The sequence below is a fragment of the [Mycobacterium] fortunisiensis genome (assembly GCF_019050325.1).
GTDB lineage: Bacteria > Actinomycetota > Actinomycetes > Mycobacteriales > Mycobacteriaceae > Mycobacterium > Mycobacterium fortunisiensis.
In genome coordinates, this window is sequence record NZ_VOMB01000010.1 from 44,722 (window position 1) to 58,155 (window position 13,434).

The window sequence follows — 13,434 nt, forward strand, 5'->3', positions numbered from 1 at the left end:
GTTCTATTTTCCTGCGGGCGGTCGCCGGCGCCGGTTAGCGTGCCTGCGTGATCACACGGGGGAGCGCAGGCAATGCGGTACTGACGATGGGGTGGGGCGCGCTGGTGGTCGCGCTCTGGATCGGGTTGATGACAGCCGTCGGCGCGACAGGCGGTATCGCGACCGCGCACGCCGAGTCCGGCGGCGGCAACTCGACGCGGCACTCGGCGAACGACTCCGGCAAGTCGTCAACCACATCGTCGTCGACCGCATCGTCGTCGACGCGACGCGACAAGCCGGCACATCGCGCCCCACGCACGGAGAAGCTGCGCCGGGCCGGCGACCCGTCGGTGCGCTCGCACTCGCTGCGCTCGCTGCCCAAGCCCTCGCTGCGCTCGCTGCCGACGCCCGAGGAGGCTCGTGGCCTGGTGGGGAGCATCACCGACCAGGCCCGCGCCGCCGTCACCGACATCGTCAACCGGTCATCGGAAGTTCGTACTGCACAGAACCTTTCGCGGCTCAAGCCGGCGAGGAAGCGCGACGTGCCAGAAGTTCCGCGACTCGTCGACAGCACCGTGGTCGAGAAGTCGGTGCCCGAAGTCGCCGAGGCGACCGGCGTCATCGCCCACCCGGACGAGGCGAAGGCGCCGCCGGCGCAGCTGAACACGATCGCCAGCATCACCACCCAGGGCCGGGCCCTGCACACCGGTGTCGCCGAACAGGTTTCGAAGACCCGGGCCGCACGCCCGATCGCACAACTGGCCGCGGCCATCGGTACTCCGGCGATTGACCATGGCCCGGTGCCGCTGGTCAACCTCGTCGGCTCGGTGGTGTTCAACGTGGTCGGCGCGGCGCTGCAGGTGTTCTCGGGCTCGCCGGTAGTCCCTGCGGGGAGCAATGTCACGGTGCACACCTCCACGCTGACCATGCCCGGCAGCAACCGGGCCGTGCGCGCCGACTGGTACTTCCCCGAAGATCCGGACGCCGCGACAGGAGTCATCTACCTGCAGCACGGGTTCATGGCCACCGGTCCGATGTACAGCTACACCGCGGCATATCTGGCCGAACACACCAACAGCATCGTGGTGGCACCCACGCTGTCCTCCAACCTGTTCGACCCCGACGGTGAATGGATCGGCGGCGAACCCATGCAGCAGTCGGTGGCGGACCTGTTCTCCGGCGACCGGGCCGAACTCACCGCGAGCGCCAGTGCGGCCGCCGGTGAGCCCGTCACACTGCCCACGAAATTCGTCCTGGTCGGCCACTCCCTGGGCGGAATGCTGGTGACCGGTGCCGCCGGACGCATGGTCGACAACGGCGCGGTCGAGGATCTCGCCGGGGTGGTGCTGCTCGATGCGGTCGACACCGACGGGGATATGCCCGATGCGCTCGCCGAGCTGAGTGGGCCCAATTACCGTCCCGTGCTGGTGATTTCCTCCGAGCGCTACGTGTGGAACCTCGACGGCACGGTCGGCGACGAGCTGGCGGCAGCCCGTCCCGGGCAATTCAACGGCGTGATGCTGGTCGGTGGACGACACATCGACGGACTGCAGGGCCCCAACCCGATCCTGCAGTTCGCCGAATATCTGATCGCCGGATTCTCGCAACAACCGAACATCGATGCCGTCAAGACGATTTCGGCCGGCTGGATCAATGACATGTACGACGGCACGCACAACGGCGTCTACGGCGCACCGCAGCAGCGCATCGACATCCCGACCGCGTCGGGGACGGCCACCGCGGTGGTGCTGCCGTTCACCTCCACCGAATCGGTGCAGGCCACGCCGTGGGATGGCGTGGCCAAGGTGATTCTCGACGTGCTGTTCAAATACGCGGTGTACGAGCCGCCGGCCGGACAGTCCGTTGCGCTGGCCGTCTGACATCGGTCGGCGACAACACGATCCGGAATCGGTTTGCCCCATTGATGTGATTCAGTCCACATCCGCTCTAGAATTGTGATGACAGTCACATATGGAGGTGGGTCAATGCTCGGTGTAGTTGTTGGCGTACTCATGGTGTTGCTCGGCGTCGGTTCGATCACCGCCGTCATCGTGGCCGTCGCGGCGGGACTGCCCACGCTGGCCCTGGCCATCGGCCTGATCTCGAGCGCGTTCTTCGCCGGTCGGGCGGTCTAGAACCGTCCGCAGTTCTGCGAATGCAGCGACGACACTTGTCGGCGCCGATTTCTTCGTTAGCTGGTGATTCATCACCGGTCGGGCCGGTGTGCGCGAACAACGGCCCGGTAGCAGCCACGGCGCGAATTCATCAAGCTCAGCTATACATTTTGCCGAGAATTTGTTAACTCGGAAGACTCACGATCCGGCTGTGATTCAGCCCACGCATGAAGTACATTGTGATCGCTGTCATAGGAAAGGGCGTGCAATGTTCGGTGCATTTGTGGGCGTGCTTCTGCTGGTGCTTGGCATCGGCGCGGTCGCCGGCGTCGTGGTGGCAGTGGCCATGGGCCTGCCCACCATCGCCATCGCGATCGGGCTCATCTCCGGCGCGTTCTTCGCCGGCCGCGTCGTCTAAGGGCGCAGCCGCTTCCTCAGCCCGGTCGCCCGGACTGCCTGCCTGGAGATTGCCGCGCGGATTTCGGCTTCCGAGCCGACCACCCGCACCCGCGTCTTGGCCCGGGTCACCGCGGTGTAGAACAGCTCCCGCGTCAACAACCGGGAATCCTCCGGTGGGAGCAGGACGGTGACCTCCTCGGCCTGGCTGCCCTGGGACTTGTGGATCGTCATCGCGTGCATGGTCTCCACTTCGGTCAGGCGGCCGGTGGCGAAGGACGCGGACCCGCCGGCCATCCCACCCACGATGGCGCGTAACCCATCGTCGGTGGCGACCGTGACCCCGGTGTCACCGTTGTAGAGCTTGAGCCCGTAGTCGTTGGCCGTCACCAGGATCGGCCGTCCCACGTACCACGGTGCCCACGTCGGATCCCCGGTCGCCTCGGCCAGCCAGCGCTGCACCTGCCGGTTCCACTGGGTCACGCCGAACGGGCCACGCCGGTGCGCGCACAACAACCGATGCTCGTCGAGAATGGCCAGCGCGGCACCGGCATCGCCGAGGACCGCGGCCTGCCGCAGCGCAACCGCATGCGGCACAAGCACTTCCCGCAACCGCTCGGCCGGATCGGACGACACCCACTCCACGTGCTCGCCACCGGACGCCAGCACCTGCACCGCCGCCGAGGCATCCCCGGTCCGAATCGCCGAGGCCAGCGCACCGATCGAGGCGCCGAACCGGTGCGAAGTCCGCAGTGCCGCAACGCCGCGCGAACCCAGCCCGTCGACCAGATCGGCCAGCACCGCGCCGGCCTCCACCGAGGCCAGCTGATCCGGATCGCCCACCAACAGCAGCCGGGTCTGCGGCCGCACCGCCTCCAACAACCGCGCCATCATCGTCAGCGACACCATCGAGGTCTCGTCGACCACGATCACGTCATGGGGCAACCGGTTGGCCCGATGATGACGAAACCGCGACGAGGTGTCCGGGCGCGGCCCCAGCAGTCGATGCAACGTGGTGGCCTGTAATCCCGAAATCCGTTCGCGGTCCACCGCATCGAGTCGGCTCACCTCCAGTTGCACCGCCTCCTGCAACCGGGCCGCGGCCTTGCCGGTGGGGGCGGCCAACGCGATCCGCAACGACGGACGCCCGGCCAGCGCCGCCTGCTCGGCCAGCAGCGCCAACAACCGCGCCACCGTGGTGGTCTTGCCGGTGCCCGGCCCGCCGGTGAGCACCGTCAGCCCCTGGGACAGGGCCACCTTCGCCGCGGCCCGCTGCTCCTCGAAGCCCGGTGGAAACAGCCGGGCCACATCGGGAACCGAGCCGCCGGGCCGGCTGTGCACCAGGGCCAGCACGTCGTCGCACACCTGCTGCTCTTCCAGCCAGTAGCGATCCAGATACAGCAGATCCCCGAACAGCCGCAACACTGGCGGCGTACCCAGCAACGGACTGGCCGCCACCGCGGCCAGCCAGTCATCGGCCGGCGGCCAGGGCAGGTCGGGCAGCTGGGACTGCTCGGCGACCGACCGCAGGTCCACACACACCGAGCCGCCCCGCAGCGCCCGTACCGCCAAGGCCAGGGCCAGCGCGACCCGCGGATCGGTGTCCTCGGCCAGCGTGCTCAACCGTTGCGCCACATGGACATCGGCCGGCTCCAGGATCTCGGCGAAATCCGCCAGCATCACCGGCCCCCCTGCTCTAGCAGTTCCGAGAGGGCCAGCACCAGTGTGGCCGGCGGCTCCCAGCTGAACACCCCCGCCGGATGTCCGTCGACCACGGGTGTCTGCGGCCCGCACATCCCGCGCACGAACAGGTACAGCACGCCGCCCAGATGTGTCGCCGGGTCGTAGCCGGGCAGCCTCCAGCGCAGGAACCGGTGCAGCACAACGCTGTACAGCAGGGCCTGCAACGGGTAGTCCGAGTGCATCATCGCCTCGGCCATCCGGGCCCGGCCGTAATCGGCTGCGGTGAGCGATTCGTCGCCGGTACCCAGCCAGTTGGTCTTGTAGTCCACCACCACGAAGCGCTGCCCGATCCGCAGCACCACGTCCACCGAACCGGACAGGTACCCGCGCAGTGGCTGCCGGCCCAGCAGTCCGTCCGACAACCGCTCGGCGTAGCCGGCCATCGGATCCCCGGCAGCCAGATGCTCGTCCACCAACGCCCCGACGTCGGCCAGCCGGGCGAACGCGCCGCCCCGCAGATCCCCGCCGGCCATCGGAAACTCGAAGTCCAACTCGCACAGGCGATCAGCCAACCCGATCTGACGCAGCGTCCTGCCCGCGGCGAGCGGCCCCAGCGGGGTGTCGTGCATCGGCAGCAGCGCCGCGGCCAGCTCCTCGGCCTCGACCTCGACGGGCCAGCGGGCCGCGTGCCGACGCACCTGGGCCCGCAGCTCGCCACCGAGATCGGCGGCCAGCGGATCGGTGGTCTCCAGCACCGCGTGCACGAGCGAACCGAACGCGGCCCCGGTCGGCAAGGCCGCCATCGGGGAGGGCACATCGGCACCCTGGGCCCCAGCGACGACCGCGACATCGCTGGACTCGTCATCGAGCTCGGCGACCTCAGGCTCGCTGGACACCCCGATGGTGCCGTGCTCCTCGGCCGCCCGCAGCAACCCCGAGTACGACGTGCGCCGCCACGCGGTGTCGATCGGCCGGTGAAAATGCCGCGCCGCCAGATCATCCGGTATCGCACGGGCCGGCATCGGCGGGGCCGGGACGATCAGCGACTCCTCGAGCACCGGACCGCCGGCGGCCTCCCAGGCCCGCAGCCGGGCCAGCGCGTCGTCATCGGATATCCTGGGCGGGGCACACCGATCGGGCACCGCATCCTGGCCGGGGGCACGGCCCCGCAGCAGCCGCGACAGGCCACCGTTCGGCTCGTCGTTCGACGGCGCCCACCAGGCCACCACCTGCGACTGGGCCCGCGTCATCGCCACATACGTCAGCCGGCTGTCGTCGGCGGCCGCCTCGACCCGCCCGGCGCGGGCCACCGCCGGATCCGGACCGCCGATGTGCAGGCAGCGCACACCCTCGTCATGGAACAGGACCAGATCCGGTTCCGGCACATAGCGATTGAAGGCGAACGGCAGATACACGATGGGAAACTGCAGCCCCTTGCTCACCCACACCGTCATGATCTGCACGGCCGCCGCGTCGCTGTCCAGCCGGCGGTTGCGTTCGGACGTCCCGCCGCCCTCGGCGCGCTGGGCGCGCAGCCAGTCGCGCAGCGCGGCCAACCCGAAGCCCTCCCGATGCGCGGTGTCGCCGAGCAACTGGGCCAGGTGCGCCAAGTCGGTCATCAACCGCTCACCGCCCTGCCAGGACAACACCCGCTTGCCCATGCCGGCCAGCTGCGCGGCCTCGAAGATCGCCGCCACCCCACGTTCGCGGGCATGGCCGGCCCACGTCCGCAGCGTATCGGCCACCCGATCGGTGAGCGCATCACCGCCGGCAGCAAGGGTTTCCGCGGTCTCGCCGAAGAACATCGTGGCCGCCGCGGCCCGGACCAGACCGGGACGGTGCGGCTGATCGAAGGCCTCCAACAGATACAGCCAATCCTCGGCCGCCTCGGAGTTGAACACATCGGAATCGCCGGTGTAGACCGCGGGAATCCCGGCCTGCAGCAGTGCGGCGTGGCAGGCCCGGGCGTCCTTGTGGGTCTCGACGATCACCGCAATGTCGCCGGCCCGCAGCGGCCGGTCACAGAACGTGGCGCCGCCGGCCAGCAGCGCCCCGATGTCGGCGGCCAGATCCTTGCCGATGTGGTTGCGCAGATCGGCGATCGGAATCACCCGGGTGCCAGCGCGATTCCGGGCCACCACCCGCAACCGGAACGGATCGTTGTGCGGCGCCCCGGCCAGTCGATGGCCCTGATGATGGGCCTGCACGTCATGGACCACGATGTCGGGCCCGCCGAGTTCGGCGCCACGCAGCACCGCCTGCAGCCGATCGACCAGCACGCTGTCGCTGCGCCAGTTGGTGCCCAGCGTCTGCTTGTCACCGGCGGTGGCCGCCGCCCGCAGATAGGTGTCGATATCCCCACCGCGGAACGCATAGATCGCCTGCTTGGGGTCTCCGATCAGGATCAGGGTGGAGCGCCCCGAAAAAGCCCGCTCGATCACCTGCCACTGCACCGGATCGGTGTCCTGGAACTCGTCGACCATCACGATCGGCCAGCGCTGCGCCATCCTCGTCCGAGCCGCGGAATCCTCGGCCTCCAGCGCCGCGGCCAGCCGGGTCAGCAGGTCGTCATAACCCAGCACACCGCGACGGCGTTTGCGAATCTCCAGCTCCGCCAACACTGCCCGGGCGAACCCCACCCGGACCCCGGCCGGGGACTCCGGCTCGGGATCCCGCGGCCGCAGCTCGGTCGCCGGATTGGCCACCACCACCCGCGCCAGCCGCAACGCCTCGTCATACCCCAACTCCGGGACATCGCGCTGGGCACCGAAGTGGGCCAGATACAGGTCGTCGACGATCTCGCAGACCAGCTCGTCAAGACTGTCCACCAGCGTCACACCCGAATCGCTGTCCCCGGCCACACCAAGGGATTTCAGGACGATCTGGCAGAACTGATGGGTGGTCGCGATCGTCGCGGCATCGAAGCCGGCCAACGCGTCACGCAGCCGCTGACCGCGGGCCTGCCGATCGTCGGCGACCAGATACTCCAACAGGTCGTTGTCGGCCAGGGAAGGATCCTCCAGCGCCGCCACGGCACCGACGATCTGGGCGCGCACCCGCTCCCGCAGCTCCTGGCTGGCGGCCCGGCCGAACGTGATCAGCAGCATCTGATCCAGCGTCGCGACACCCTCGGCCACCAGCCGGGTCACCAACCCGGCCAACGCGAAGGTCTTGCCGGTGCCCGCACTGGCCTCCAACACCGTGGTGCTGTTGGCCTGCGGCAACGGACCGAGCAGATCGAAGACGTTCACCGCACCGACCTCTCAGCCTGCAGGACTGGGAGCCACAACCGCTCCGAGTACTCACCGAGCCCGACCAGCCGGCGCAACGGCGCACCCCGGCCCCAGGCCAGGACATGCGCCGGGGCCTCGTCCTCACCGGGGAACCGGCCGCTGCGCCACCGGAATCCGGCCTCACGTTCCGGGTCGTCACCGGCGTGCCGCGCGGCCGCCCACGCGTAGGAGGTTTTGACGGGCAGCGGCAACGGCTCCCGCCGGCCGGCGTCGTAGATCGCCACCAGGTCGGCCAGCAGCTCGACCGGATCGGCCGGGCGGGCCAGACCCTCGACCCGCGGGGTGTCACCGCGACGCGGCCGCCCGATGCACACCGCCGTGAAGTCCCGGTCTGGATGCTCGGCAGCCAACGCCAGCAACGGAATCCAGGACTGCAGCAGATGCTTGCCGTCGAGCTTGGAGTACGTCACCGACACCAGCCGGTCATCGAACACCGGGGACACCGTGCCGGTCAGCCGCCGGCCGGTACCCAGATCGATGTCGACGTCGAAGGCTTGCGGATCGGTATTGCGGTGGCGCAGCGCTTCGGCGGCCAGCAGCGCGCACTGGTCGCGCAACGCGATCGCCCGTCGCCAGCCCAGCTGCCCCGGCGGCAGGGTGCCGCGTCGCCACTCGGCCTGCTGGGCGTCGGCCGGGGTCATGCCGCGCAGGATGTCGTGCAGCATGCGATCGCCGACGGTCCACTCTGCCAGCGCATCGATGTCCACCGGCATCACATCCGACACCCCGTCGACATCCCAGGGCAGCGTGTACTCCAGGGCCCGGAAAAACCCTTTCACCGGGTCCTTGAAGAACGTGACGAGATCCTGGAGCGCCACGTCCGCGGGCTCGGGGGCGGGCAGTGGGTCGGCGAAGAACGCCGGCCGCTCACCGCGCTGTCCGGCGCCGGCCCGCGCGGCCGTGAGCGCCGTGGGATCGAACGTAAACGGCCCCTCGGGGATCAACGCGCCCGGCGTGACATTGCGAATGTCGAAGGGCTGCAACGGGTGTGCGGTGACCACATCGGGCGGCTGCTCGGTGGTGACGCTCAGGGCGTCGATCAGCTCGGCCAGTGGCACCGCCGGCGGCCGGGGCTGCCCGGAGATTTCGTTGGCGCCGGTGTAGGTGATCACCAGGGTCTGGGTGGCCGCGCCGATCGCGTCGAGCAGCAGCTGTCGATCCTCCGAACGGATGTCGCGCTCACCGGTGTGCGGATCGCGGGCCAGCGCGTCGTCGCCGTCGATCGCGCCCAGCCGCGGGAAGGCGCCGTCGTCCAACCCGACGAGACACACCACCCGGTGCGGCACCGAGCGCATCGGCACCATGGTGCACACCGTCAGGGTGCCGGTGCGGAAGTTGGCCCGGGTCGGCCGCCCGGCCAGATGACGATCGAGCAGCGCGCGGATGTCGCTGAGCCGCATGGGTGTTTCAGCCGCCCCGGCTGCCTCGCTGATCTCGGCGAACTCACGCTGCACTTGCGCGGCCGGCCACTCCTCGTCCGAATGCGCCAACGCCTCGATCCCGGTGCTCAGGGCCGACAACCACACGTCGAGCGGATGCACGCCGTGGAGTTTCTCGACAGCCTGCCTGAGGGTATCGACGAAATCCGCGAACCGGCCGGCCAACTCCACCCGGTTGCTGCTGACATCGTCGAGCGGCAGTGTGGTGCCCAGCCAGGCATGCGAATCGTCGGACATCGCCACCCCGGCCAGCACCCGGTCGATGCCGAACCGCCAGGTGTTGTGCAGGAAGTCGACCCCGTAAGGCCGGCGATGCTCCTGATCGAAACCCCAGCGGATGTTGGCTTCGCGCACCCAGGCGGTGATGGCCTCCAGATCGTCGTCGGTGAAGGAGAACCGGGCCCGTACCGGCGCGGCGCCGGCCAGGTTGAGCACCTCGCTGGCGGTGGCCCGCCCACCGGCCAGGGTCAGCACCGACGCCGCGACCGACAGCAGCGGATTCGTCTGCACCAGAGCCCGATCGGCCAGCCGCACCCGCAGCTTGTGCGCCGGGTGGGCCCCTTTCACCACATCGCCCAACCCGAACCCGGCCGTGATCAGCGGCGCATACGTCTCGATGTCGGGGCACATCACCAGGATGTCGCGGGGCTCCAGCGTCGGGTCGTCGGCCAGCAGGCCCAGCAGCACCTCGCGCAGCACCTCGATCTGCCGGGCCGGGCCGTGGCAGCTGTGCACCTGTACCGAGCGGTCCCCGGCCCGGTGCACCCGCCCAATCGGCCGCACCGCGTTGGCGGCGAGGTCGGCCTGCAGCCAGCCCAGCAGCGTCTCGGGATAGTCGGTGCCGCTGAGATATTCGTCGGTGTCCGGCACTGGCAATGCCCGCTGCAGTTCTCGTAGATCGCGGCCCAGGGTGGCCAACAGTGGATGGTCCACGTCCCGGTGGCTGGTGTCTTCGCGGCGGGGCAGCGGGCCGGTGTGGGCCGGCGACGAGCGCCACAGGTCGTCACTGGGGTGGGGCAGCCACAGGTGCAGATCGTGATGGGTGGCCAGAGCGGTGAGCAACTCGACCTCGGTGGCCGGCAGCCGGGTGTGCCCGAACAGCGACAGCCGCGCGGGTAGGTCGCTGGGGGATTCGGCCAGCCGGGCAAGGGTTTTCGCGTGCCGGAGGTGCGGCGGGTCGGCATCGATCCGCTCGGCCAGTGCCTGCCACAGCGGGGCCTGCCAGGCCAGGTCATCGGGCAGGCCGGCCCAGTCGATCAGCAGCTGCGGCCGTTGCCGCGCATAGGAGCCGAACAAACCGGCCAGCCGGCGGGCCACCGCGTAGCGCCGACCCTGCCGCAACTCGTGTTCGTCACCCATCTCGAAGTGCCCGAGATGGGTGGCCACCGGCGCACACCACGGCTGGTCCAGGTTCTCGTCGATGACGGCCAGCAGTGGCCACGCCAGGGCATCGGCCGACCAGGGATCGTCCTCGTCGGTCCCGCTCAGCTCGGCGATCAGCGACCGCGGATTGCGGAACTCGACCGCGGCGCACACCCCGAGCCGGTTCGACAGCCGCTGACTCAGCCAGCGCTCCATCCCTTTTGCCGGCACCAGCACCAGCTCCCGGGCGAAGGGGTCAGCCGGGGGTTCTGCGAGTAGATCTGCCAGCCCGTCGGCGAGCAGATCGGTGCGCTCGGCCCGGTGCAGGTGCAGTGCCATCGACAGACACGATAGGAGACCGGCTCAGACTGTTGCTGCGTTTGGCCCCGACAGGGCGGCGGGTCGGGCCGCCAGTGCCATCGCCAGCGTCACGGCGCCGGCGATGACGAACGCCACCCGCACGCTGAACACGTCGGCCGCGCCGCCGAGCAGGGCCGCGGCAAACGGGCGGGAGCCGAGAAAGCCGACCAGCCACAGCGCCATGATGCGGCCGCGCAATTCCTCGGGGGCACGCTCCTGCACGACGGTGCTCAAACCCGTCATCGCCCAGCCGAACCCCAGCCCGGCAACCGCGAACCCGGCCAGTGCCACCGGCGTGGCGGTGGCCAGGGCAAGCAGCCCGCAGCCGGCGACCAGCAGCCACAGCCCGATCGCGGACACCGGTGCAGCGGGCAACCGTCCGCGCATGGCGGCCAGCGCCACCATGCCCACCGCCGCGCCGACCCCGAACGCCGCCGACAGCGCACCCACGAGATGTGCACTGCCGCCGAGATCCTCGGCCATCGACGGGGTGAGCGTGATGGACGGATCGGAGGCGAACCCGACGGTCGTCACCGCCAGCAGGGCCAACAGCAGCGGACGGTCCCGCCACACGTACGCCAGCGCCGCGCGCACCCGGTAGTCGCCGTGCGGGCTGCGCTCGGGTCGGGCCGGGAACGTCACCAGCACCAGGAAGATCGCGAACACCAGGTGCAGGCCCGCGCTGATGGCGAAGCCGGGTGCCGCACCGAGACGGGCGGCCAAAAACGCCCCGATGGCCGGACCGAGGATGCGGCCGATGGTCATCGGAATGCTGTTGAGCGCCATGGCCGTCGGCAGCTCGCCGTCGCGGATCAGGCTGGGCACCACCGACTGCATGGCCGGGCCGCCGATGACGAATCCGAACCCGACGAGGGTGGAGCCGACGAGCACCGGGACCGCGGCGGCGGTGCCCTGCAGGCCGGGCTGTAGCGCCAACCAGAGCGCCGTCGACCCCGAGCCGATGATGCACAGCACCCGGCCCCACAGGATCTGGCGGGCCGGGTTGCCGACATCGGCCCACTTGCCGCTGGTGGGGCTCAGGATGAGTTGGGGGAGGAACTGCGCGACGCCGACCAGGCCCACCATCACCGCCGAGCCGGTGGCGTCGAAGATCACGATGGCGGCCACGATGCCGTGTGTCCACACCGCGACGACCGAGAACATCTTGCCCCAGAACAGCGCCCCGAACACCGGGTCGAACATCAGGCGTAGGGCGCCGCGTGGGTGCGGACGGGCCGCGGTGTGGACTGTCACGAACAGACACCCCGCTCGAAATCGGAAACCAGCCGCTGCAACAAATCGACGAGGGTGTCCACGTCCGGCTCGGGCCAGTCGGCCACGGTTTCGGCCACCATCTCCCGGCGGCGTTCGGTGACCGCGGCCAGCGCTTTGCGGCCCTCGTCGGTCAGCGCCAGCAGGCACCGGCGCTGGTCTTCGGCGGCAAGGGTCTTGGTCAGCAGACCGTCGGCGACCACGTTGGCCACGGTGCGGCTGGCGGTCGAGTGCTCCACGGCCATGTATTCGGCCACCTCGCCGATCGAGGGGTGGCGGCCGGCCTTCTCGCCCTGCTCGACGGCACGCAGCACCCGCAGCGTCGACAGCGACGGCACACTGCCCGACGTGTCGATCAGCCGGCGCCGCCAACCGGGGCGTTGCCGGACGACGTGGATGCGCACCAGAAGCTCGTCGAGTTGGCTGTAGCGGGACACCAAATATGCATAGCACATAGATATATCGGTGTCCGAATCCGTTTCAGCCCGCGTATGAAGCGTTGTGGCGGAAAAACGGCCGAAAAATCGCCACAGCGCAGCACACGCGAGGATGTCGGTAGGCGTCGGCAGACTCCGCCCATGGGGGATCCATTCGTCGGGAGTGAACAGGTGGCCTCGGGTGCGCTGACCAGGCATGAGCTGAGAACTCGGTTCAGGGCCGTCCACCACGACATCTACGTCGCCAGGGATGCCAGGCCGACCGCGCTACTACGAGCCAAGGCCTGCTGGTTGCGATCCCGCGGGAACGGGGTCCTGGCCGGGTTCTCCGCGTCGGCCTTCCACGGCGCGCGGTGGATCGACGCGAGCCTGCCGGCCTACGTCATCAACAAGCGCAATCGAAGGCCGACCCGAGGGATCGTCACGTGGGCAGACGCGATCGAGGACGACGAGATATGCCGGATCGGAGATATCCGCATCACCACCCCGGCGCGAACCGCGGTCGATCTGGCCTGCAAGTTCGACGAGGACACTGCTGTTGCTGCGATCGACGCCCTGGCCAGGGCTGCCCGCCTGAAGGTGGCCGACATCGAACTGGCGGCCGAGCGCCACGCGGGACGCAAAGGCATCAAGCAGGCGCGCGCTACCATCGCGCTGGTCGATCCGGGAGCGGAGTCGCCGCAGGAAACCTGGTTGCGGCTCTTGGTCATTCGCGCGGGTTACCCTCGCCCACAATCGCAGTATCCGGTCTGCAACGAGTACGGCGCGGTGATCGGTGAGGTTGACCTCGCCTGGCCGGAACTGAAGATCGCTCTCGAGTACGAAGGCGTTCATCACACCGACCCTGAGCAGCTTCGCAAGGACATCCTGCGAGTCGACGCGATGATCGAGATGGGGTGGATCGTCATTCGGGTCACTCGCCGGGACGGTGCGGCCAACGTGCTCGGCCGGATCGCCAAGGCCTGGGCCTCGCGTATGTAGCGCTGTGACGGAAAAAGGGCCTAAAAATCGCCACAGCGCTTCACGCGTGATGCCCGGGCCCCGGGCGGAGGGGCTGAAGTGAAAGGTGCGACGCGCGAGGGCCAGAAAAGGTCGCCCG

The 13,434-nt window shown here is 69.4% G+C and carries 9 protein-coding genes; 4 read left to right on the top strand and 5 right to left on the bottom strand.

The window, feature by feature from the left end:
* The first annotated feature begins 47 nt into the window (after positions 1–47).
* From FR943_RS06885 to FR943_RS06895, 3 genes are all read left to right on the top strand, one after another.
* Complete coding sequence (locus FR943_RS06885) at positions 48–1,859, top strand: alpha/beta hydrolase (protein WP_308170486.1); 1,812 nt, start codon at positions 48–50, stop codon at positions 1,857–1,859.
* 105 nt (positions 1,860–1,964) lie between these two features.
* The gene (locus tag FR943_RS06890; protein ID WP_217155617.1) at positions 1,965–2,114 is read left to right on the top strand and encodes a hypothetical protein; all 150 of its coding nucleotides are present in this window, start codon (positions 1,965–1,967) and stop codon (positions 2,112–2,114) included.
* Between the two features lie 247 nt (positions 2,115–2,361).
* A complete protein-coding gene (locus tag FR943_RS06895) occupies positions 2,362–2,511 on the top strand; it encodes a hypothetical protein (protein WP_217155618.1) in 150 nt (49 codons plus the stop codon).
* On the opposite strand, the gene recD is transcribed toward FR943_RS06895, so the two are convergent.
* Genes recD through FR943_RS06920 form a run of 5 tightly spaced genes read right to left on the bottom strand, consistent with a single transcriptional unit; the run spans position 2,508 to position 12,353 of the window.
* Positions 2,508–4,169, bottom strand: coding sequence for an exodeoxyribonuclease V subunit alpha (recD, locus tag FR943_RS06900; RefSeq protein ID WP_217155619.1), 1,662 nt, complete (start codon positions 4,167–4,169; stop codon positions 2,508–2,510). The genes FR943_RS06895 and recD overlap by 4 nt on opposite strands.
* Positions 4,169–7,423: an exodeoxyribonuclease V subunit beta gene (recB, locus tag FR943_RS06905; RefSeq protein WP_217155620.1), complete on the bottom strand. Its 3,255-nt coding sequence runs from the start codon at positions 7,421–7,423 to the stop codon at positions 4,169–4,171. The genes recD and recB overlap by 1 nt, the downstream gene beginning before the upstream one ends.
* Complete coding sequence (gene recC, locus FR943_RS06910; protein WP_217155621.1) at positions 7,420–10,605, bottom strand: exodeoxyribonuclease V subunit gamma; 3,186 nt, start codon at positions 10,603–10,605, stop codon at positions 7,420–7,422. The genes recB and recC overlap by 4 nt, the downstream gene beginning before the upstream one ends.
* Before the next feature lie 24 nt (positions 10,606–10,629).
* On the bottom strand, positions 10,630–11,829 hold the full coding sequence (locus FR943_RS06915) for an MFS transporter (RefSeq protein WP_217155920.1): 1,200 nt from the start codon (positions 11,827–11,829) through the stop codon (positions 10,630–10,632).
* Between the two features lie 47 nt (positions 11,830–11,876).
* Positions 11,877–12,353 (bottom strand): MarR family winged helix-turn-helix transcriptional regulator, encoded by a 477-nt coding sequence (locus tag FR943_RS06920; RefSeq protein ID WP_217155622.1) that lies wholly within the window; start codon positions 12,351–12,353, stop codon positions 11,877–11,879.
* Between the two features lie 123 nt (positions 12,354–12,476).
* Here FR943_RS06920 and FR943_RS06925 point away from each other — a divergent pair, with 123 nt between their 5' ends.
* Positions 12,477–13,316, top strand: coding sequence for a hypothetical protein (locus FR943_RS06925; RefSeq protein ID WP_217155623.1), 840 nt, complete (start codon positions 12,477–12,479; stop codon positions 13,314–13,316).
* Positions 13,317–13,434: the final 118 nt, after the last annotated feature.

Excerpts from the sequence above, each read along its gene's own strand:
- FR943_RS06890 (WP_217155617.1), top strand. The coding sequence starts at position 1,965 with ATGCTCGGTGTAGTTGTTGGCGTACTCATGGTGTTGCTCGGCGTCGGT.
- FR943_RS06895 (WP_217155618.1), top strand. The coding sequence starts at position 2,362 with ATGTTCGGTGCATTTGTGGGCGTGCTTCTGCTGGTGCTTGGCATCGGC.
- recD (WP_217155619.1), bottom strand. The coding sequence starts at position 4,169 with ATGCTGGCGGATTTCGCCGAGATCCTGGAGCCGGCCGATGTCCATGTG.
- recC (WP_217155621.1), bottom strand. The coding sequence starts at position 10,605 with ATGGCACTGCACCTGCACCGGGCCGAGCGCACCGATCTGCTCGCCGAC.
- FR943_RS06915 (WP_217155920.1), bottom strand. The coding sequence starts at position 11,829 with ATGTTCGACCCGGTGTTCGGGGCGCTGTTCTGGGGCAAGATGTTCTCG.
- FR943_RS06920 (WP_217155622.1), bottom strand. The coding sequence starts at position 12,353 with ATGTGCTATGCATATTTGGTGTCCCGCTACAGCCAACTCGACGAGCTT.
- FR943_RS06925 (WP_217155623.1), top strand. The coding sequence starts at position 12,477 with ATGGGGGATCCATTCGTCGGGAGTGAACAGGTGGCCTCGGGTGCGCTG.